Below are 21,442 nucleotides of genomic sequence, written 5' to 3'. Positions count from 1 at the left end.
TTAGATTCCTTATTTATCAGCGTTTGAAGAGTGGCTAACGTCACTTCATGTTAGTTTCATTAGCGAGCACTACCACGGGCTGACCGGGAGCAATCGATGCCCCCTCTGAAAGTGGCAGGCGAACTACATGACCATCACAGTGGGCGGTAATCTCAACTTCCATTTTCATCGACTCCACCAGCGCCACTGGCTGGCCAGCCTTTACCTGATCACCCTCTTCCACCAGTAATTTCCACAGGCTACCGGTGACGGGGCTTTCGACACCTAGCTCGCCTTCATTGAGCGCTGTGACTTCGGTGGATTCCGGCGCTTGATCCTCAAAGGTGAACTGACCGTTGGCCCGCCAGGCCGCCATTTCCGCTTGGAAAGCGGCTTCGCGCTTGGTACGGAAAGCGTCAATGGCCGCGGCGTTCTTATCAATCTCGGCCTGATAGTCCGCCAAGCGAAAGCGAGTGGTTTCGATGGGTAAGTCATATCGACCGTGGGGGAAGTCGCGGCGAATTTGCTCAAGTTCTTCATGGCTGACGTTATGAAAGCGCAACTGATCAAAAAAGCGCAGCAGCCAGGGGTTCTCAAAGTGAGCCGTGGTGCGGTAGCGGTTCCACATTTGTAGGGTGCGACCGACAAACTGGTAGCCACCGGGGCCTTCCATGCCGTAAACACACAGGTAAGCACCACCAATGCCCACGGAGTTTTCCGCTGTCCAGGTGCGGGCGGGATTGTATTTGGTGGTGACCAAGCGCTGACGCGGATCTAACGGCGTAGCGACGGGAGCGCCTAGATAAACATCGCCTAGTCCCATGACCAGATAGCGAGCATTGAAAACGATCTCGCGCACTTCCTGCTCGCTTTCCAGGGCGTTGATGCGGCGAATAAAGTCGAGGTTGCTGGGGCACCAGGGTGCATCCGGGCGCACGCTGCGCTGGTATTTATCAATCGCTTCCTGGCAGGCGGGGTCGTCCCAGGAGAGTGGTAGATGTACCACCCGAGACTCGACTTCCAGTGATTCCACATCGATCAGCGCCTGCTCGGCTTTTTGCAGATGCACCAGAAGCGTATCAAGGCTCAGTTCTCGCGGCTCGTAGTGAACCTGAAGCGAGCGAATACCTGGGGTTAATTCCCGCAATCCTGGGAGCGAATGTTCGCGCAGCCAGAGCATCCAGGCATGTACCCGAAAGCGCAGCGCAATATCCAACTCCATGGTGCCAAATTCGATCAGCAGGAAATCGTCCCCGGCGCGTCGGTATACGATGCGCTCACCGGCCTGCTTAGCGGCGACCTCGCGCAGAATGGGGGTGTCACGTTCTGGCTGAATCTCTTCGCGGGGCACCGTTTTGAGCGTATCCAACTGGTCAAGTTGGCGCTCTTCAAGGGCGCGCGCGGTGGCGAGGCTGACCGGCACAAAGCGTATCTTGTCTCCCGCAGCGAGCTGCCCCAGCTTCCAGCGCTCGGCGCGTACCACGGTGGCGGGGCATACAAAGCCGCCTAATGAGGGGCCGTCGGGGCCAAGGATGACCGGCATATCGCCTGTAAAATCGATAGTGCCGAAGGCGTAGGCATTGTCGTGAATATTGGACGGATGCAGGCCCGCCTCGCCGCCGTCGGCTCGCGCCCACTCGGGTCGGGGGCCAATCAGCCGAACGCCGGTACGGCTAGAGTTGTAGTGCACTTCCCACTCGTAATCAAAAAAGCGCTCGATATCGTCATCGGTAAAAAAGTCTGGTTCGCCGTGGGGGCCGTAAAGCACTGCCACATGCCAGGTTTTACCGCTGCCAAAGGTCGGGATGAGCATCTTCTCAAGCTGAGCCGCTGGGGTAGGCGTGAGCAGAGGCAAATCGAGCATATCGCCGCTTCTAAGTGCGCGGCCTCCGTGGCCACCAAATTGGCCTAGGGTGAAGGTACTGCGCGAGCCTAAATAGCGCGGGCACTCAATACCGCCCCGCACTAATAAGTAGGCGCGAGCGCCTGCAGCAGCTTTGCCTAGCATTAGCGTGGCTCCCGCCGATATATCTAGCACCTGCCAAAAGGGCGCCGTTTCGCCATCCAGCGTGGCGGGCAGTTCGGCACCCGCCAGCACGATTTGCGTGGCGCGGTGAAAGCGTAGCGTCGGGCCTGTCAGGGTGATTTCAAGCCCGGCAGCATCGGCGGGGTTATTGAGCAAACGATTACCCAGGCGAAACGACCAGTCATCGAAAGGCCCGGAAGGCGGCACGCCCACGTCCCAGTGCCCCTGGCGGCCGGGAAAATCTTGGATCGTTGTCATCGTGCCAGGGGCGATCACCTCTATGGCAGGTGGTGTCCACGCCAATGTAGTCAGCCAGTGAGTGTCTAGGTCAGCGTCGCTAAAACGTTCCGCACGCAGCACATGGGCGAGCCAAGCGCGGTTGGTGGTAATGCCGTAAACGCTGGCGCTATCTAAGGTGTCCGCTAGTTGTTCAATCGCAGCGTTGCGGCTGTGGGCATGAACAATTACTTTCGCTAGCATGGGGTCAAATAGCGCGGAGATTTCCAGCCCGGCTTCTATGGCATGGTCGATGCGTAGGCCGTCAGCCTGTGGGAAATCGACTTCGGTGAGTAGCCCGGCGCTGGGTCGGAAGTCGTGAGCGGGGTCTTCGGCATATAAGCGCGCCTGAACCGCATGGCCGCAGGGGGCGAGATCTTTGGTAAGTGACTCAAGGCTTGGAAGTTCACCCGCACCTAGCTTGACCATCCACTCTACAATATCAACTCCATACACCATCTCAGTGACGCCGTGCTCGACCTGGAGGCGAGTGTTCACTTCGAGAAAATAGAACGCTTGACGCTCGGTATCGTAAATAAACTCGACGGTACCAGCGCTACGGTAATTAACCGCTTTACCCAGCTGAACGGCGGTTTCTTGGAGAGCCTGGCGAACGGTTTCAGGCAGGTTGGGGGCAGGGCACTCTTCGAGCACTTTTTGGTGGCGGCGTTGGGTGGAGCAGTCGCGTTCACCGAGCGCCACCACGTTGCCCTGGCCGTCGCCAAATAGCTGCACTTCCAGGTGGCGAGCACGGGCGATATAGGCTTCCAGAAACACGCCACCATCACCGAAGTTGCGCTCACCTAGGCCTTTTACCGAATCAAAGGCACGTTCAAGCTCAGCGGGTGTTTGGCATATCTGCATGCCGATACCGCCACCGCCTGCGGTGGATTTGAGCATGACCGGGTAGCCAATCTGCTCGGCGCTGGTGAGCGCTTCATCAACGCTGGCGAGTAGTTCAGAACCAGGGACTAGCGGTACGCCCGCCTGCTTTGCGAGGGTGCGGGCTTCGTGTTTCAGGCCAAACTGTTGGATCTGTTCGACGGTGGGGCCTAAAAAGGTGAGCCCCGCAGCGTCGCAGGCAGCGATAAAACGGGTATTTTCAGACAAGAAGCCGTAGCCGGGGTGGACCGCCTGGGCACCGCTTTGTTTGGCAATGGTGATGAGCTTGTCGATATTGAGATAGGTATCGCTGGCACCGCCATCACCTAGCGGATAGGCCTCATCGGCTTGGTGAACATAAGGCGCATCGCGATCTGCATCGGCGTAAACCACCACGCTACCCACGCCGAGGGCTTTAAGTGTGCGTAAGATACGTGCGGCAATGGCACCGCGATTGGCAATCAGTACTTTGCTAAACGTTTTATTAATGGACATGGCACTGCCTGCAAACTAAGGCGGGTCGTCCCGCAGGTTGCTTGGCCTTCTAGGGTCGTCCCTAGGGCGAATCGATTATTCCCAAACCAACAGCTCGATAGGCGTGGGGTTGTAGCCGTTGCAGGGGTTGTTGAGCTGAGGGCAGTTGGAAACCAGCACGATCACATCCATCTCGGCGACCATCTCCACGTACTTGCCTGGCGCTGAGATGCCGTCTTCAAAGGTCAGCCCGCCGTCGGCGGTGACCGGCACGTTCATAAAGAAGTTGATGTTGTGGGTGATGTCGCGCTTGGTAAGGCCAAACTCTGGAAAGTTGGCAATCGCCTGCATCCAGTTATCCCGGCAAGAGTGCATATGGCGCTTTTCCAGGTCGTAGCGCACGGTGTTGCTCTCGCTGGCGCAGGCGCCGCCCAAGGTGTCGTGGCGGCCACAGGTGTCGGCGGTAATGGTTAGCATGGCGCGGCCTTCGCTGGACATCAGCGTGGTGCCTGCGGTGAGATAAACCGCGCCTTGCTCGCGCACCGTGTCCGTGGCGCTGTAGCGCTCGGCGGTATCGTCGGCACTGAAGAACAGCGTATCGGCGGCTTGGTTGCCTTCTAAGTCGAGAATACGCAGGGTTTGACCGCGTTTGACGGTGCCAATGTAATGATCGCCCGCGTTGACCGTGGTGCGGCTCAAGGCGTTTTCGGGGCGTAGGCTGCTTTCAATAATCATGATGTTCGTTCCCCCTTATAGGCCGAGGTGGTAAAGGCGATTGTTGGCGAAGCCACGTGCGTTTTCTGGCCGCGAAAGGTAGCAGGGGCTGCCTTCTGTCATTGGCTCGGCGGTGCCGAGGGCAATATCGACGCCGCGACGAGGGTATTCTGCGCTGGGGTCTAGCGGGTGGGGGCAGGTGTGCAGCAGCACGAGTGTGTCCATCTCAAAGCGCAGCGTGACGCTTTGGCCAGGCTGGCAGTGGCCGCTCACATAACGCAGCTTGCCGTCGTCGTCGCTCTCTACTCGAGAGAAAAGATTCAGGTTGGCGGCCATGTCTCGGCGGCCCAGGCCGTACTTAGCAAGCTCCACTAAAAAAGCGTCGAAGCCGGTGCGGGTCCAGTCGTTGCGGGCCTGCTGATAGCTGACTGGCTGCCAGCCTTTTTTCAGCAGATGATGGGGCATAAGATTGCCACCAACGCTGTCGTGCCAGCCCAGGTCATCATGGGTAATGGAGGCAAAAATGCGCCCCATATCCGAGTAAAGACAGTGACCCTGAGTGAGCTTAAAGGTGTGCTGGCACTTTAAGGTGTCCGGCAGGTTTAAGCGCTCCAGCAGGTTTTCCGGGTTGTAGAGGAGCATCCCCACATTGCTGTCCACTTCTTTAGCGGTCAGGGTGAGCGTGGTGCCGCGGCGCAGGCGCAGTGACCAGTGATGTCCGCCGGGCAAATGAGTGGTGTAGCTTGGTTCGCTGTTCATAGCAGCGTCTCCTGAGTATGAGTTTTCATGCCGCCTTGGCTAAGCGCCTCTTTTAATTCGATAGAGGGACGGTCTCTTGATATAGGCAGGTCGTAGGTGATCGTTGCGCCATACGCTTCTGGGGCCTGTGGGTCGTGGCGGGTTTTATCGAACACCCATAGCCGTGTTCCCAGCTCAAAGGCCTCTTTTAGGTCGTGGGTGATCATAAAGATGGTCAGCTGTTGCTCTTGCCACAGGCGATTGATCAGCACGTGCATGTCCTGGCGGATGCCTGGGTCCAGGGCACCGAAAGGCTCATCGAGGAGTAAAATACGTGGCCGCATCATTAGTGCCTGGGCGATGGCTAAGCGCTGCTGCATTCCCCCGGAGAGTTCGTGGGGGTACTTATTAAGCGCATGGCTCAGGCCCACTTCGTCAATACGGGCGCGGGCTTTTTCAATCGCGAGACGCTTGGCTGCACCAAAACTTTTGCCCAGCAGTTTGGAGCTATGTAGCTCATCGGCGATCATCACGTTGCCGAGCACGGTTAGGTGGGGAAACACCGAGTACTTCTGAAATACCACACCGCGATCCGGCCCCGGTTCATTGGGAATGGGCTGATTATCCAGCGTGAGGCTGCCCCGCGAGGTGGTTTCTGTTCCCAGCAGCATTTTAAGGAAGGTGGTTTTACCGCAACCTGAGGCGCCCACTAAGGTGACGAATTCCCCGGGCTCAACGCTAAAATTAAGGTTTTCGAGCACCACATGGTTGCCGTAGTGCTTCTCTAATCGTTTGGCCGCCAGCAGGCTCATGACTTATCTCCTTCGCCTGAGTGGTACCAAGGGAATGCCAGCCGAGAAATCCAGGCCAACAGCTGGTCAAGCAGAAACGCCAGCAGAGTGATCCAAGCCACATAGGGCAGAATGACGTCCATAGATAGGTAGCGGCGTACCAGGAAAATGCGATAGCCAAGCCCTTCCTGGGCGGCAATGGCTTCGGCGGCGATTAAAAACAGCCAAGCGGTGCCCAATGCCAAGCGAGTGGCGTTGAGTAGCCGTGGAGTAAGCTGCGGTAGCAGGACTCTTAGCAGCACTTGCCAAGAGCTAGCGCCTAAGGTTTGCGCTTTAATCAACTGCTCATCAGGCAGCCGTAGGGCGTGGCCTTGCAGGTCGCGAATCAGAAAGGGCGTTACGCCAATCACAATCAACGCAATTTTGGCGGCCTCGCCGGTGCCAAAAGCAATAAACAGGATCGGCAGTATCGCCATGGGCGGAATCAGTGAAGCGACCGTCACCAGTGGCGAGAGTTTGGCACGAACGAGGGGGATACCGCCGTTGATGATGCCTACCACTAAGCCAATCAGAGCACTGATGCCCACGCCAATCACAATGCGCTCCAGGCTTGCGAAGGTGTCGGTCCACAGCACAATCTGACCGGTGCGCACGTTTTCGGCAGTGGCCAAATGATAAAAAGAGCTTGCCATGGTAGACAGGGTGGGCAGCAGGCGGTCGTTGGGATTTTCCGCCAGCCTTGCGCTGGAGAGGCTCATATAGAGCATCGCCAATAACAAGAAGGGTAGTAGTCCTAATAGCCAGCGGCCGCCCCGCGAGGGAGTGAGGTTGATTAAACGCTTCATGGCGGTGTCCACAGATAAGAGTGGGGGAGCGGCCAGCTGCCGCTCCCATTTAACGTATTACTGGGCGTCGAGGTAAGCTTGAGTAAAACTCGGGTCGAAGCGCAGCTGCACATTACTCTCATCGCCAAACACACCGCTTGGCGTATCAATACCCACAACGCCAGCGTTGGGCGCCATGTCGCCCAGCAGGCCGTGGGTAAAGCTGAACTCGGCGACCCGCTCCATGGTGGTGAGTAGGTCAGAGCTCTCCATCAACTCGATGGCTTCAGCGGGGTCGGTATAGAGATAAGTAGCCTCTAACTGTGCACGGTAGCCTTCAAGGTCAGTACCTGCAGCGTCTGCCATAATCGTCAGTGCGTTCTCGTCGTCTGCTTCGATCAGCCCCATTACTTCATACCAAGCGCCTACTAGGGCATGACCTAGGTCGGGGTTATCCGCCAGCGTTTGGGTGTTGACGACCATCATGTCGAGAATTTCGCCAGGAATTTCCGCTGAGGTGTAGACCACGTTGGCATCGGGCATGTCGGCAATCGCGCTTAGCTGTGGGTTCCAGGCAGCAACTGCCTCAGTTGTGCTGCTGGAAAACAGGCCGACAATATCGGCATCAGAAGTGTTCACCGTTTCGATGTCACGCTCAGTTAAGCCGACACTTTCAAGGGCACGAGCAAGGAAGTAGTGAGAGACGCTAAACTGGACGAGGTTGACTTGGCGGCCAGCAATATCGGCAAGATCATCGCTGCCTTTGAGCACGATGCCGTCATTGCCGTTGGAGTAGTCGTTGATGATCAGCGCGGTAGAGTCCACGCCGCTGGCGGCGGGAATGGTTAATGCGTCCATATTGGTCATGGCGCAGCCGTCAACGTTGCCTGAGGTGAACTGGTTAATCGATTCGACGTAGTCGTTAACCTGCACCACATCGATGCTAATCCCGTATTCGTCGGCCCACTTATCGACGATGCCTTCCACATCGGCGTAAGCCCAGGGCATCCAGCCAGCATAAATCGACCAGCAAACGCTGAAGGCGTCACGTTCTTGAGCTTGTGCCTGAGTGGAGGTAAGTGGACCTGCGAGCGTAGATGCCAGCAGGGCTGCAGAGAGGGGGGCGAGCAGCAGACGTTTTGAAGGAGTGCGAGTAGGGCGAGTCATGAGAGCCTCCAGCGGCTAAGAAAAAAACTCAGGGGCATCGGCGCATCACTGTGCCTTATCCTCCCGGGCTTTTGTCCCGCCGTGTAACCTTGTTACTCACAAGGTCGACCGCTCTCGGACCAGTCACACTCATCAGGGGCGTATCGTTGATGGTGTCGGAACCCTAGCGATCTATTGGAAACTCAATTGTGCGGCAGCGTTAGCGGCCAATACCCCATGTGTTGCGTTTTTATACACAGCAAGATATTGGCCGTAAGATAAAAAAACTTTAATTTTTAGTGGGTTGGGCGATATTTTGTTAGCCTGCTTTATACTAGTTAGGTATTTAATCGCTAACAGTTTGCTTTATGTTGGTGCGCTAGTTAATCCGTTGCACTGTCATGAAACATGAATGTGATCACCCCGCTTGCTGAACTCACAAAGGCGTCTTGCTTGTCTTGCCGGGTATCTCTCTGACGAGCCGGGGCATTAAGAAGCCGGGTAAGTGCTCCAGCAGCTGTGTCACGAGTGCTTTTGCCTCGGCGTCGGGAATGTCGAAATGGGCAGCCCCTTGTACGGGATCAAATACATGCAAATAGTAAGGCAGCACGCCCGCTTCAAACAGCCGTTCCGAGAGGGCTGCGAGGGTGGGTACGCTGTCGTTAATGCCCCGTAATAGAACGCTCTGGTTCAGCAGCGTGACGCCTGCCTGTTTTAAGCGCGCGCAGGCATCCACCACGGCTTGGTCGATCTCATTGGCGTGATTGATATGCAGGACGACGACTTTTTGTAAACGGGTGTCGCCCAGCCAGCCCAGCAGGCCTTCATCTACACGGTCGGGAATGACGACGGGCAAGCGGGTGTGAATACGCAGCCGTTTTAGGTGAGGAATACTCTCTAACTGTTCGACTAGCCACGCCAGCTGCCGGTCGCTGGCGGCAAGAGGGTCACCGCCAGAAAGGATCGCCTCGTGAATAGAGGTGTCGGCACGCAGGTAGTCCAGCGCTTCCTGCCACTGGGCTCGGGAAGGCGAGTTCTCGCTATAGGGAAAATGGCGGCGAAAGCAGTAGCGGCAGTTGATTGCGCAGGCTGGGCTGGCTATCAGAAGTACCCGGTTGGCATATTTGTGGATCAGCCCTTTGACGGGGCGGTGGTCGGCTTCCTCTAAAGGGTCGGTGACGTAGCCCGGTGAGGCCAGTGTTTCATCGCCTATAGGCAACACTTGACGCAACAGCGGGTCATTAGGGTCGTTGGGCTTAATGCGGGCAAGGTAAGCGTCGGGCACGCAAATATCGAACAGGCGATGTCCGGCCTGCGCGCCGGGCAGCCATTCGGCACCTAAACCAAGGCGTTGGCAGAGCGTGTCGGGATCACGAATCGCATGAGAAAGCTGCTGCTGCCAGGAGGTCGAAACCTGGGCAGGGGCGTGGTGACCAGCGATAATGATGTTCTCCTGCAAAAAGCCCTCCTTCGGGTTATCATGCGCGCACTTAGCGGCGTTGCTATTCGCAATGACGCAACTGACGGTGACGTAAGTGGCTGGCGGATCGCCGCACGTACGACATAGACAATTGAAACAGACCATTGAGAGGCATTATGGCGAACTATTCTACCAACGAATTCAAAGCAGGTTTGAAAGTAATGCTCGACGGCGACCCCTGTTCGATCGTTGAGAACGAATTGGTTAAGCCGGGCAAGGGCCAGGCGTTCAACCGCGTGAAACTGCGCAACCTGATGACCGGTCGTGTGGGTGAGAAAACCTTCAAATCTGGCGACTCGTTGGAAGGCGCTGACGTCATGGATCTGGAAATGGAGTACCTCTACACCGACGGTGATATGTGGCACTTCATGAAGACCGACGGCTCGTTTGAGCAGTATGCGGTAGAGAAAAAAGCGCTGGGTGATACCATCAAGTGGCTAAAAGAGCAGGTGCCTTACATTCTGACCTTATGGAACGATAAGGCCATTTCCGTAACGCCGCCTAACTTCATCGAGCTGGAAGTTGTAGAGACTGACCCGGGCCTAAAAGGCGATACGGCGCAGGGTGGTTCTAAGCCTGCTACGCTGTCTTCGGGTGCTGTGGTACGTGTGCCGCTCTTTATTAACCAGGGTGAAGTGCTGAAAGTCGACACCCGTTCTGGTGAGTACGTATCACGCGCCTAATCACGCGCTGATATCAGTCTTTTATTCATAAAGCCACGCGATAATGACGCGTGGCTTTATGCTGTTAGGGAGAAGGGAATGACGGCTAACTGGCAGCCGACAGCATCAATGGAGACGCTGCGTGAGCGCGCACGTTTGCTTGCCGCTGTACGCGGTTTTTTTGCAGAGCGTGATGTCTGGGAAGTGGAAACGCCAGTGTTGGGGCAGGGGGGCAGCACGGATGTGCATTTAGTCTCACTCGCTGCGCTCGCACGAACAGAGAAAGGGCAGCGCAAGCTCTGGCTGCAAACGTCCCCTGAGTTTCATATGAAGCGCCTGTTGGCAGCAGGTAGCGGGCCTATTTTCCAGCTGGCTAGAAGCTTTCGCGATGGCGAGGTGGGGGCGCGGCATAATATCGAGTTCACTATGCTGGAGTGGTATCGGCCCGGGTATACGCTGGCGCAGTTGATCGAAGAAACGACCGCATTGGTAATGCAAGTATTGCCGAACTCACCAGGTCCGGTGGTGCATTATCGTTATCGTGAGCTGTTTCACACGCACTTAGCGGTGGACCCCTTCACGACCTCGTTGGAGACATTGCGTGCACTGGCTGCAGAGCGAGCCAATATGCCAACAAGCGCCTTGGCTGATGACGGCCGCGATACCTGCCTGGATTTGCTGATGAGCTTGGTGATTGAGCCCCACCTGGGCCAGCAAGAGTTGAGTGTGGTAGTGGATTATCCTGCCAGCCAAGCAGCGCTGGCGCGTCGCCATCAGGATGCTGATGGAGAATGGGTGGCATCACGCTTTGAGCTGTATCTGAACGGCGTTGAATTAGCCAACGGCTACGATGAGCTGACCGATGCCGAAGAGCAGCGCCAACGGTTCAATGACGATAACGAGGAGCGTCGTCGCCTAGGCTTGCCCATCGTGGATGTGGATGAGCACCTGTTGGCGGCGTTAACCCATGGCATGCCCGATGCATCGGGGGTGGCGTTGGGGATCGACCGGCTTATCCAGCAGGCGCTGAATAAAGCACGCCTGGAAGACGTGCTCTCATTTTCAACGCCTAATTGCTGAGCGGAGAGGGTGGCAAACAAGCTGCCTTAGAGCGTTTGGGTTGCCAACGATTGGCCCATCTGAACGCTTGTCCCTAGCGCATAATTGTTAAACGTCACGGGGTTGGCAAAGCACATGACCACGGTGGAGCCGAGCTTGAAGCGGCCCATCTCAGCACCTTTCTCCAGCACGACTGGCTGCCCAAAGCGCATGCGCTGAGGGTGGCCCGACAGCGGCGTTACCTGCCCAGACCAGACGGTTTCAATGGCGGCCACAATCATAGCGCCGACCAGCACCATCGCCATGGGGCCGTGCTCGGTATCAAAGATGCACACCAAACGCTCATTGCGGGCGAACAAGCCGGGCACGTAGTTGGCGGTGGCCTGGTTGACCGAAAAGAGTCGCCCTGGAACGTAGATCATTTCCCGCAGCGTGCCGGTCACTGGCATATGCACGCGGTGGTAGTCGCTCGGTGAAAGGTAAACCGTCGCGAAACTGCCGTTTAAAAACTCATCGGCTAGCGCTTTGTCGCCGCCTAGCAGGGTTTGGGCGGAAAACGTATGCCCCTTGGCCTGCACCAGTTTGCCCGCCGTGGTGAGGCGGCCAAACTGTGACAGCGTGCCATCCGCAGGGCTCAGTAGACCTTCGCCCAGTGGGCGAGCATCTGCTTTCAGCGCGCGGGTAAAAAAGTCGTTGAATGTGGCGTAGGCGGTGGGGTCTGGTTCCAGCGCCTGGCTCATATCCACCTTGAAGCGCTTGATAAACGCTTTAATCAGGGTGTCTTTCACCCAGGGGTTGTCGCACTGGGCAAATTTACCCGTCAGGCGCGACAGCGCGTGCTGAGGCAGCGGGTATTGAAGTAGTGAAAAAGCTTTTTGGGAAAGGGTCACAGTAATTTCTTCACTTCTCGATAGGTGTATCGTCGCGGTTGCCCCATTCACCCCAGGAGCCCGCGTAGCCGCGCATATTAAAGCCGAGCGCTTTACCCACTAGCCAGGTAAAGCTGCTGCGGTGGTGGCTTTGGCAGTGAGTGGCAATTTCCATCTCGGGGGTAAGGCCAAGCGCGCCAAGTTCAGTCATCAGTTCCGCATAGTCGCGAATTCTCAAAGCGCGATGGCGATCCATGGCGTCCAGCCAGTCCATATTGACGGCACCGGGAATATGTCCAAGGTGCTTATTGTTGCCACGCTCTCCGTCGAACTCTGCTTTAGAGCGGGCATCCCAAACGGCAAACTGTCTGTCGCTGAGCTTTTCTTTAATCTCATCGCAGGTAATCGCGGCGCTTGGGTTAAGAATCTCAGCGTGGTATTCGCTAGGGGTGGGTGCGGTGAGCTCGGTGCTCTCTTCCAGGCCTGCATCACGCCAGGCGTGAATGCCGCCATTCAGATAGGAGTAGCGGGTGTGGCCGATCAGCTCCAGCGTCCAGAGCAGGCGAGCTGCCCAGCCGCCGCCTTCGTCATCGTAAGCTACTACATGGGTGTCGCGGGTTAAACCTAGCGCGCTGAATAGCTGTGAGAGAAACGCCACCGAGGGTACGTCATTAGGTACCGGGCCTTCGCCACGCATTAGGTAGCGAAAATCGAGATAGATCGCGCCGGGCACATGGCCTTGGCGGTAGCTGTCGCCGTTCACGGGCACGTCAATAATCAAAAGCTGAGGGTCATCCAGGTGCGCTTGAAGCTGCTCTGGCTCCACAATTAACGGCAGTAGGTTCGTTTCTGATGAGTGGCTGGCAGTGCTCATGTCCGGCTCCCTGTCCCTAAAATGAAGACAACAATAATTGCAGTCACGGCATTTGAATCATTGTCTTATAAACCAACGTCTTATAAAAAATTGTCTTATAAATCAGTGTCGTTACGGCGTCAGACTATCGAGAATGCGTCGGTAGCTGGCGAAGCGTGCAGGGTGAATCTTGCCTGCTTCGACGGCTTCCAGTAAAGCGCAGCCGGGTTCGTTACGGTGGCGGCAGTCTCGAAAGCGGCAGTGGCCCAAGTAGGGGTGAAACTCAATAAAGCCATCGGTCACCTCCTGCTCATCTAAATGAATCAGGCCAAATTCACGAATCCCTGGGGAGTCAATTAGCTCGCCGTTACTCACCTCATCGCTGCGCATAGCGTACAGGCGCGCGGTGGTCGTGGTGTGGGTGCCTTTGCGTGAGTCTTCCGACAGCGCGCCAATACGCAGGGTTTCATCTGGTAGCAGCAGGTCAATCAGCGATGATTTCCCCACGCCACTTTGGCCAACAAAGACGGAAGTACGCCCTTCTAGCTGCTGGCGTAGGGCATCGAGCCCTTCGGGATTGGCCGTGGTGGTGCGTACTACTGGGTAGCCAAGCGCCCGGTAGCGCTCAAGTAGCTGCCCTAGCTCGCCGCCATCATCTGGCAGTAAATCGGTTTTGTTCAGCACCAGCACTGGCGCAATGCCGGTCGCTTCGGCGGCAACCAGATAGCGGTCAATCAGGTTAGGATGAGGCGCAGGTTCGACGGCAAACACAATCAGCAGCTGATCGATATTGGCAGCCACAGGCTTAAGCTGGCCGCGTGGGTCGGGGCGCTTTAAAATGCTGTCCCGCTCTTCACGGGCAACCACCACGCCGGAGCCATCCTGTCCGGCACGCCAGATGACTCGGTCGCCGGTGACCAGGCCGTCTAGGTTAGCGCGCAAGTGGCAGCGTACAGGGGTGCCGTCGGCGTCGCGAACTTCCAGCGTGCGGCCAAAGTGGGCCATTACACGGCCCGGTTGTTCAGGGCCGTATTCCCCCGCTGAGAGCTTTTCGGCATCCTGCACGTCGCGCTTTTCAGCACGCTGGGCGCGTTCTGCTTGGATTTTTTCGACTCGCCACTGCTGCTGGCGACTTAATTTACGTTTGCTCATGACCACCTGATGCTCGGTACAATAGTGGCATTGTACCCACCTGGGCGGCTTACTGTCCTGTATGGGGTGCGGGTTAGGGCAATATAAGCCACACTTTTACTCAATTCGCCGTTTAGCAGGCGATACTGGCCAAGGAATACATGTAATGAGCGAGCAAAGCGGCGCACCGCGTAGCGACCTGTTGGTGTGGATCGATTTAGAGATGACCGGCTTAGAGCCGGACAAAGAGCGCATTATTGAAGTGGCCACGTTGATCACTGATGCTCAGTTAAACGTGGTGGCGGAAGGGCCAGTGATTGCGGTCAAACAACCCGATAGCCTGTTGGCTGGGATGGATGATTGGAATCAGAAAACCCACGGCGAATCTGGGTTAGTGGCGCGGGTGAAAGCCAGCACGGTGGAGACTCAAGAAGCGGAGCGCCAAACCCTCGACTTTTTACGCCAGTACGTGGTGGCGGGCTCTTCGCCCATGTGCGGCAACAGTATTCATCAGGACCGGCGCTTTTTAGAGCGTGAAATGCCCGAACTGTGGGCATTTTTCCACTACCGCAATTTGGATGTCTCTACGATAAAAGAGCTGGCAAAGCGTTGGAACCCGGGTGCACTGGTAGGTTTCAAAAAGCAGAATGCCCACTTGGCCATGGACGATATCAAAGAGTCGATTGCTGAGCTTGCCCACTATCGCAGCACGTTTTTGCGTTTAGAAGGCGGCAGCGACGAAGAGGAGTAACCCTCACCCACGCGTCACAATGCGCGCATCCCGCTTGTGGCGCTGCTCTTCGAGCGCCCAGGCAACGTGTTCGCGTACTAGCGCGCTGGGATAGGCACGTCGTGCCCACAGCGCTGCCTCGACGGTATCACTCCACGGAGCATTGCCTAACCCAACGGCAAGATTACGCAGCCAGCGCTCATAGCCAATGCGGCGAATGGGGCTGCCAGCGGTTTTGTCCAAAAACTCCTCTTCGCCCCAGCTAAACAGCGCAATAAGCGACGCGCGGTCCAGGTCGTGGCGCGGGGAGAAGTCCGCTTCTTGGGTGATTTTTGTAAAGCGCGTGAACGGGCAGACGAGCTGGCAGTCGTCGCAGCCATACACGCGATTGCCCATGGCGCGACGGTACTCCACGGGAATCGCGCCGTGTAGCTCAATGGTGAGATAAGAGATGCACTTGCGTGAATCAACGACCTTATCGTCTACGATAGCGCCCGTGGGGCAGGCAGTGCGGCAAGCGCTACAGCTGCCGCAGTGCTCCTGCTCAAAAGGGGCATCGACAGGCAGCGGTAGGTCGGTATACAGCTCCCCAAGAAAGAACAGCGAGCCCGCTTTGGGATTTAGCAGCATGGCGTTTTTACCGAACCACCCTAAACCTGCCTTTTGGGCAAGCGCGCGCTCCATCACCGGGGCGGAGTCGACAAAGGCGCGAAAGCCAAATTTTCCTACTGCTTGCTCAATGTGCTTTGCTAACTGCGCCAAGCGTTTGCGCATTAATTTATGATAATCACGGCCTAGCGCGTAGCGGGAGATATAGGCGCGGCTAGGTTGGCCAAGCACTTTAGCGCTCTCCACCTCAGCCGGTAGGTAGTCCATGCGCACGCTGATGACTCGCTGGGTGCCGGGTTCAAGCTCGTCCGGGCGCGTCCGCTTGGTGCCGTGCTTGGCCATAAAGCCCATCTCACCGTGGTAGCCTTTATCCAGCCAGTTGGTGAGGTGCACTTCGTGGTCGTTTAGGTCAGTGTCAGTGATACCCACCTGCTGAAAACCCAGCTCGCGCCCCCACTGTTTAATCAGTGCGGCAAGCTGGCGAAGCTGTTCTGCGGAGAGCTGTTCGTGAGTTGGATGTTCACGAGACAGCTGGTTACGAGACAGTGAAAAAGTCGTGGAACTTGGCATTGTCAGTCAACGGTGGTGCGTTAAGCGCGCTATGCTAACGCATTAGCCGCTGCCACAACATGTTGCATGGCGTTATGCTTAAATTCGTTGCGCTCAAGCCTCGTGCCCGTATTGCTTAGGCGTTGATTTAGCACCCTATTAAGGAGAGATCGTGTCTACGTTGAGTACCTCATCGTTACGCCCCCTGTACAAGGCATCTCAAGTGCGCGAGTTGGATCGACGCACCATTGCTGGTGGTATCGAAAGCTTTGCGCTGATGCAGCGCGCTGCCTCCAGCGCCTGGCATAGCTTTCGCTCCCGTTGGCCGCAAGCGCGCAGCGTAACGGTGCTCTGCGGCGGTGGTAATAACGGTGGCGACGGGCATGTGCTCGCAGCGCTGGCCATGCAGTCAGGCCTTAAAGTGCAGCGCCTATCGCTCAAGCCATTAGAAGCGCTCTCAGGCGATGTGGCTCGCGCGGCTGAGCTGGCAACGGCCGCCGGGGTAGGGTTTGAAGAGTGGCACCCGCACACTACGCTTGCCGGCGAGGTCATTGTCGATGCGCTGCTGGGTACCGGGCTCTCCGGCGAGGTCGAAGGTAGTATTAAGCAGGCCATTAAAGCGATGAATGCGGCATCTCAGCCTGTGTTGGCGCTGGATATCCCGTCGGGCATTTCCGCCGATACCGGCGCGATGTTAGGCACGGCAGTGGAAGCCACCTGCACGGTAACTTTTATTGGTGACAAAATTGGCCTGCATACGGGAGATGCTCCGGCCTATACCGGTGACGTTGATTTTCGACCGCTAGGTGTTAAAGCGCAGGCGTTCTTTGATATTCCGCCTACCGCTTGGCGATTGGATGATTCGCTGCTCAGTGAAGCGTTTACGCCACGCTCGCGCACGAGTCATAAAGGCAGCATGGGGCATGTGCTGGTGATGGGCGGTGCTCCAGGCTTTGGGGGCGCGGCACTGCTGGCTTCCCAGGCGGCTGCACGCTTGGGTGCCGGTAAGGTAACGTTGGCCACGGCACACGAACATATCACCGCAAGCCTAGTACGCTGCCCAGAAGTCATGGCGCGGGCAGTGCGTGGTGGTGCTGATGCGGCAGATTTGCCTGCCTCAGCGGATGTGGTGGTGATAGGGCCAGGGCTGGGTCAAGAGGCGTGGGGCCAAGCAATGCTGCAAAGTGCGCTGCACGCAGCAACCCCGTTAGTGGTGGATGCCGATGCGCTTAACTTACTGGCGAGCCGCTGGCCTGAGCTGCGCCGAGAAGATTGGATTCTCACGCCCCACCCGGGTGAGGCGGCAAGACTATTAGGATGTTCTGTGGCCGATGTTCAGGCGGATCGTCCTGCTGCCGCCCGTGCGCTGCAGCGCGCTCGTGGTGGTATTGTGATTTTAAAAGGGGCGGGCAGCCTCGTAGTGGGGCCGAGCGGGATAGTGGTGTGCCCGTACGGTAATCCGGGCATGGCCAGCGGCGGTATGGGCGATGTGCTGAGCGGTTTTCTGGGTGCGCTGGTCGCTCAGCGTGGTCATCTGGAGCAGAGCGCTTGGCTGGGCGTCATGCTGCATGCCTTGGCAGGCGATGAGGCCGCTAAAACAGAGGGAGAGCGTGGCCTGTTAGCAAGTGATCTGGCATCCTATGCACGAGTGTTAATTAACCCGTGAAGGCGGCCAACATGCAGGTGCAACTGAACGACGAAGTGGCCCACGTTGCCTTTGGTGAGGCGCTGGGCCAAGCGCTAAAAGGCCACGGGCGTGTTTATTTAGAAGGCGACTTAGGGGCGGGCAAAACGACCTTAACGCGCGGTATCTTACGTGCCTACGGCTATCAAGGTGCGGTGAAAAGCCCCACTTACACGCTGGTAGAGCCTTATGAGTTCGGCGAGCAGCGCATTTATCACCTGGATCTTTATCGCTTAGCGGATCCAGAGGAGCTTGAGTTTATGGGCGGACGCGATGTTTTGGCGGACGATGCGCTCTGCCTGATTGAGTGGCCCAGCAGGGGCGAGGGCTGGTTGCCCGCCCCGGACCTGCGTATTCAACTCAGCGTAGCCGATCAGGGTCGCAAGGCCCTATTGACTGCGGGTAGCCCGCTTGGTCAGCGGGTTGTAGAGCAGTTAGAACGCCAGTGTATGGATAACCAACGGGAGTGTGGTGTGATTCAATGGATATGAAAAGCCCACTGATCCGTTTGGTCGGTCGGTTAGCGACCGGCTGTGCAGTGTTACTGGCAGGTACCTCAACGCTTCAGGCGGCCGCTGTGGAGAGCATGCGGCTTTGGGCTGCGCCTGACCATGCCCGTCTAGTGTTTGATCTAACGGCGGCGGCAGAGGCGAGCGTGTTTTCATTGGAGAATCCGGCGCGACTCGTCATTGATCTTGATGAAAGCCAGCTCAATACCGATGTGTCAACGCTTCCCCTCGACGGTAGTGCCATTTCTGCGGTGCGTACTGGTGTCCGTGATGGCGGTGGCCTGCGGGTAGTGTTGGAGTTAAATCGCGCAATTGAGCCGCGCCACTTTACGCTTCCGCCTAATGACCAGTATGGCCATCGTCTGGTAGTGGATTTGGAGTACCCAGGTGAGAGTGCGGTAGAAAACCCCATCGACCCGATTGAGGCGATGATTCGCGATCAGGAAACGCTGGCGCAACGCTCGGCGCAGGCTCAACTCCCCGGCGTGGAAGAAGCTGCTCCTACGCCCACGCCTGCAGCTCCGCCAGTAGAAGTGCAACCCGCCCAACCACATCCCCAGCGGGATATCATCATTGCGATAGATGCCGGTCACGGCGGTGAAGACCCCGGTGCGATTGGTCCTTCCGGTACCCGTGAAAAAGATGTCGTGCTAGAAATTGCCCGCCGGCTTGCCTCGGATGTGAATCGCACTCAGGGTTTCAAAGCTGTCTTAATACGCGATGGCGACTACTACTTAGGGCTGCGTCAACGTACTCAGCTTGCCCGCGAGCAGAAGGCTGACTTCTTTGTATCGGTGCATGCCGATGCGTTTACCAGCCCAAGGCCTCAGGGTAGCTCCGTTTACGCGCTTTCTCAGCGCGGGGCTACCTCAGAAACGGCTCAGTGGCTCGCGGATAGCGAGAACCGCTCCGACTTGATTGGCGGCGTCGATGGCAGTCTCTCGCTGCGTGATAAAGATCAGGTGCTGCGCGGGGTGCTGCTGGATCTCACCATGACCGCAACGCTCAACGACTCGCTCTCGATTGGCGGGCAGGTGCTTGAGCAGTTAGGGCGTGTGAACCGATTGCATAAATCGCGAGTAGAGCAAGCGGGCTTTATGGTGCTGAAATCGCCGGATATTCCGTCGTTACTAATTGAGGTGGGCTTTATTTCAAACCCCGATGAAGAGCGCCGCCTGCGCGACCCTGTGCACCAGCAGGGGCTTTCGACCGCCATTTTTAGTGGCTTGCGCGACCATTTTCAGCGCAACCCACCCCCAGCGAGCTTGCTGGCCTGGCAGCGCGATAATCAGCGCCGCCCCACTGGCAACGAGTACCGCATTCAGTCGGGGGATACGCTGTCAGCGATTGCGATACGCCACGGCGTGCCGGTCAATCAGCTAAAGCAAGCGAACGACCTGAATGGCGATGTTATCCGTGTGGGTCAGGTGCTGCGTATCCCCAGTTCTTAAGCCGTTGTTTAAGCGTCTGGGCTAGAGCGAGTGCTTAAAAAATCGTTTTGATGATTAGCTTCTGAGGTGTTGGTTGACTGAATTAAATTCGCTGTCTGGTCGTATTCATGTGCTCGACCCCCGCTTAGCGAACCAAATCGCGGCGGGCGAAGTGGTAGAGCGCCCCTCATCAGTGACAAAAGAGCTGATTGAGAACGCCATTGATGCGGGCAGCCAGCGTATTGAAGTAGAGATCGAGCAGGGCGGTGCCCGTCTGATTAAAGTACGCGACGATGGCATCGGCATCGGCGAGCAGGACTTGCCCCTGGCGCTGGCCCGCCATGCCACTAGCAAAATTAATAGCCTAGAAGACCTAGAGGGTGTCAGTTCGCTGGGCTTTCGAGGTGAAGCGTTGGCCTCAATCAGCTCGGTCTCACGTTTAGAGCTGGTCTCTAATGCCGATGAAGATCCCCGCCAAGGGTGGCGGGTGGTTGCTGAAGGTCGGGGCATGGAGGCCAAGGTGACGCCAGCGCCGCACCCGCGAGGCACCAGTGTGTCCGTTCGCGACCTCTTTTTTAATACGCCGGCGCGGCGCAAATTCTTGCGCACTGAAAAGACCGAGTTTGCCCATGTGGAAGAGGCGTTTCGACGCCAGGCGCTATCGCGTTACGACATTGCCTGGGTGCTGCGTCACAATCAAAAAGTGGTGCATCAACTGCCGCCGGGCCATACGCCCGCTACGCGCGAGCGCCGTATTGCCTCCCTGCTGGGTAAAAACTTTATTGAGCATGCGCGTTATATTGAACGCGAAGCGGGTGGCCTTAGGTTAAGCGGCTGGGTGGGGCTGCCGACCCACTCCCGCTCCCAGGCTGACCAGCAGTACTTCTTCGTCAATGGCCGGGTCGTGCGTGACCGCTTAGTAGCGCATGCGGTGCGCCAGGCCTACCGAGACGTGCTGTATAATGGTCGTCATCCGGTCTTTGTACTCTATCTTGAGCTGGACCCGGATGTGGTCGACGTTAACGTCCACCCCACCAAGCATGAAGTGCGCTTTCGTGATGGCCGGATGGTCCACGACTTTCTCTATTCAAGCTTGCACCACTGTCTGGCGGCTTCAAAGCCTTCTGAAGAGGAGCAAGCGTCGCCAGAAGGTCATCCGGTGCCAGTTGGCCCTGAAGCGGCCACAACGGAAGAGCCTCCCGCGCCACGTTGGCAGCAGCAGGGCATGCCGCTATCGGAAGGGGCGGATCGGCACCCCGGCGCTGAGCGAGTGCGCCGGTTTATGCAAGGGTATCAGGCGCTCCATCCTGATCACGAAGAGACGCTGTTAACGCCTCAACCAAGCCCGCCCGGCCAGCGCCCAGTTGCTAACGAAGTGCGCGAAGCGCCGCTTGCTATGCCTGCCCACGATGCCACCGCGGCACCGCCGCTGGGCTTTGCGTTAGGCCAGTTGCATGGCGTGTATATCTTGGCGCAAAACGCTCAGGGGTTAGTGCTGGTGGATATGCACGCGGCTCATGAGCGGATTGTCTACGAACGCATGAAGAACCAGCTGGCGGCGGCTAAAGGAATTGATACGCAGCCGCTGTTAGTGCCCGTTTCGTTGGCAGCGAGCCGTAGCGAGGTTGCTACCGTAGAGAGCGAGCGGGACGCCATTGCCCAACTAGGCGTTGAGTTAGATGTGGCAGGCCCTGAGACGCTGCTGGTGCGCCAACTGCCCGCACTGCTGGCCCAGGCAGACCCTGAGGCGTTGGTGCGTGAAATGCTCGAAGAGCTTGCTCGATTTGGCCGTACGCATCAGGTAGAAGCGCGTATTCATGAGTTGCTGTCTACCATGGCGTGCCATGGCAGCGTGCGTGCCAATCGTCGTTTAACGCTCGATGAAATGAATGCCCTGTTGCGCGATATGGAACGCACCGAACGCAGCGATCAGTGCAATCACGGTCGTCCCACCTGGACGCAAATGAGCATGAAAGCGCTCGACCGACTTTTTTTACGCGGCCAGTAATGATGAAGACAATAAACGG

18 protein-coding genes and 1 riboswitch are annotated in these 21,442 nt (G+C 57.3%); of the genes, 7 read left to right on the top strand and 11 right to left on the bottom strand.

What is annotated here, in order from left to right:
• Positions 1 to 40 precede the first annotated feature (40 nt).
• The 7 genes from uca to epmB all read right to left on the bottom strand — a co-directional run bounded on the left by uca (position 41) and on the right by epmB (position 9,309).
• Positions 41 to 3,658 carry an urea carboxylase gene (gene uca, locus R0J87_RS11235; RefSeq protein ID WP_498886189.1) on the bottom strand — a complete coding sequence of 1,206 codons (3,618 nt, stop codon included), beginning with the start codon at positions 3,656 to 3,658 and terminating at the stop codon, positions 41 to 43.
• A 75-nt stretch (positions 3,659 to 3,733) separates the two neighbouring features.
• The gene (locus R0J87_RS11230) at positions 3,734 to 4,372 is read right to left on the bottom strand and encodes an urea amidolyase associated protein UAAP2 (RefSeq protein WP_498886188.1); all 639 of its coding nucleotides are present in this window, start codon (positions 4,370 to 4,372) and stop codon (positions 3,734 to 3,736) included.
• A 15-nt stretch (positions 4,373 to 4,387) separates the two neighbouring features.
• Positions 4,388 to 5,110 (bottom strand): urea amidolyase associated protein UAAP1, encoded by a 723-nt coding sequence (locus R0J87_RS11225; RefSeq protein ID WP_498886187.1) that lies wholly within the window; start codon positions 5,108 to 5,110, stop codon positions 4,388 to 4,390.
• Positions 5,107 to 5,901, bottom strand: coding sequence for an ABC transporter ATP-binding protein (locus R0J87_RS11220; protein ID WP_498886185.1), 795 nt, complete (start codon positions 5,899 to 5,901; stop codon positions 5,107 to 5,109). The genes R0J87_RS11225 and R0J87_RS11220 overlap by 4 nt, the downstream gene beginning before the upstream one ends.
• Positions 5,898 to 6,725: an ABC transporter permease gene (locus tag R0J87_RS11215; RefSeq protein ID WP_498886183.1), complete on the bottom strand. Its 828-nt coding sequence runs from the start codon at positions 6,723 to 6,725 to the stop codon at positions 5,898 to 5,900. The genes R0J87_RS11220 and R0J87_RS11215 overlap by 4 nt, the downstream gene beginning before the upstream one ends.
• A 57-nt stretch (positions 6,726 to 6,782) precedes the next feature.
• Positions 6,783 to 7,871 (bottom strand): putative urea ABC transporter substrate-binding protein, encoded by a 1,089-nt coding sequence (locus R0J87_RS11210; protein WP_498886182.1) that lies wholly within the window; start codon positions 7,869 to 7,871, stop codon positions 6,783 to 6,785.
• A 58-nt stretch (positions 7,872 to 7,929) separates the two neighbouring features.
• Positions 7,930 to 8,049: riboswitch (guanidine-I (ykkC/yxkD leader) on the bottom strand.
• Positions 8,050 to 8,286: 237 nt separating this feature from the next.
• Positions 8,287 to 9,309, bottom strand: coding sequence for an EF-P beta-lysylation protein EpmB (gene epmB / locus R0J87_RS11205; protein WP_498886180.1), 1,023 nt, complete (start codon positions 9,307 to 9,309; stop codon positions 8,287 to 8,289).
• 137 nt (positions 9,310 to 9,446) lie between these two features.
• On the opposite strand from epmB, the gene efp reads away from it, so the two are divergent.
• Both efp and epmA read left to right on the top strand, forming a co-directional pair.
• Complete coding sequence (gene efp, locus R0J87_RS11200) at positions 9,447 to 10,013, top strand: elongation factor P (RefSeq protein ID WP_399845097.1); 567 nt, start codon at positions 9,447 to 9,449, stop codon at positions 10,011 to 10,013.
• A 78-nt stretch (positions 10,014 to 10,091) separates the two neighbouring features.
• The gene (gene epmA, locus R0J87_RS11195; RefSeq protein WP_498886178.1) at positions 10,092 to 11,072 is read left to right on the top strand and encodes an EF-P lysine aminoacylase EpmA; all 981 of its coding nucleotides are present in this window, start codon (positions 10,092 to 10,094) and stop codon (positions 11,070 to 11,072) included.
• Between the two features lie 26 nt (positions 11,073 to 11,098).
• Here epmA and asd read toward each other — a convergent pair whose 3' ends face one another.
• The 3 genes from asd to rsgA all read right to left on the bottom strand — a co-directional run bounded on the left by asd (position 11,099) and on the right by rsgA (position 13,925).
• Positions 11,099 to 11,941, bottom strand: a complete 843-nt coding sequence (gene asd / locus R0J87_RS11190; protein ID WP_498886177.1) for an archaetidylserine decarboxylase — start codon at positions 11,939 to 11,941, stop codon at positions 11,099 to 11,101.
• Positions 11,942 to 11,951: 10 nt separating this feature from the next.
• Complete coding sequence (locus tag R0J87_RS11185; protein WP_404463277.1) at positions 11,952 to 12,794, bottom strand: sulfurtransferase; 843 nt, start codon at positions 12,792 to 12,794, stop codon at positions 11,952 to 11,954.
• Between the two features lie 111 nt (positions 12,795 to 12,905).
• On the bottom strand, positions 12,906 to 13,925 hold the full coding sequence (gene rsgA / locus R0J87_RS11180; protein WP_498886176.1) for a small ribosomal subunit biogenesis GTPase RsgA: 1,020 nt from the start codon (positions 13,923 to 13,925) through the stop codon (positions 12,906 to 12,908).
• A gap of 145 nt (positions 13,926 to 14,070) precedes the next feature.
• Here rsgA and orn point away from each other — a divergent pair, with 145 nt between their 5' ends.
• Positions 14,071 to 14,655 carry an oligoribonuclease gene (gene orn, locus R0J87_RS11175; RefSeq protein ID WP_404463275.1) on the top strand — a complete coding sequence of 195 codons (585 nt, stop codon included), beginning with the start codon at positions 14,071 to 14,073 and terminating at the stop codon, positions 14,653 to 14,655.
• 3 nt (positions 14,656 to 14,658) lie between these two features.
• On the opposite strand, the gene queG is transcribed toward orn, so the two are convergent.
• Positions 14,659 to 15,813: a tRNA epoxyqueuosine(34) reductase QueG gene (gene queG / locus R0J87_RS11170; RefSeq protein WP_498886174.1), complete on the bottom strand. Its 1,155-nt coding sequence runs from the start codon at positions 15,811 to 15,813 to the stop codon at positions 14,659 to 14,661.
• 151 nt (positions 15,814 to 15,964) lie between these two features.
• Here queG and R0J87_RS11165 point away from each other — a divergent pair, with 151 nt between their 5' ends.
• The 4 genes from R0J87_RS11165 (at position 15,965) to mutL (ending at position 21,423) form a co-directional block, all read left to right on the top strand.
• Positions 15,965 to 17,458 (top strand): NAD(P)H-hydrate dehydratase, encoded by a 1,494-nt coding sequence (locus R0J87_RS11165; protein WP_498886172.1) that lies wholly within the window; start codon positions 15,965 to 15,967, stop codon positions 17,456 to 17,458.
• 11 nt (positions 17,459 to 17,469) lie between these two features.
• A complete protein-coding gene (gene tsaE / locus R0J87_RS11160) occupies positions 17,470 to 17,967 on the top strand; it encodes a tRNA (adenosine(37)-N6)-threonylcarbamoyltransferase complex ATPase subunit type 1 TsaE (RefSeq protein WP_498886170.1) in 498 nt (165 codons plus the stop codon).
• On the top strand, positions 17,958 to 19,436 hold the full coding sequence (locus R0J87_RS11155) for an N-acetylmuramoyl-L-alanine amidase (RefSeq protein WP_404463271.1): 1,479 nt from the start codon (positions 17,958 to 17,960) through the stop codon (positions 19,434 to 19,436). Before tsaE ends, R0J87_RS11155 begins: the two co-directional genes overlap by 10 nt.
• Positions 19,437 to 19,509: 73 nt before the next feature.
• Positions 19,510 to 21,423 (top strand): DNA mismatch repair endonuclease MutL, encoded by a 1,914-nt coding sequence (gene mutL, locus R0J87_RS11150; protein ID WP_498886168.1) that lies wholly within the window; start codon positions 19,510 to 19,512, stop codon positions 21,421 to 21,423.
• The last annotated feature ends 19 nt before the right edge of the window (positions 21,424 to 21,442 follow it).

The organism is Halomonas sp. SIMBA_159 (genome assembly GCF_046536035.1).
GTDB classification, from domain to species: Bacteria; Pseudomonadota; Gammaproteobacteria; order Pseudomonadales; family Halomonadaceae; genus Vreelandella; species Vreelandella venusta_A.
The sequence above is the reverse complement of the archived record's forward strand: the minus strand, read 5'-3'. Positions and strand labels throughout refer to the sequence as shown.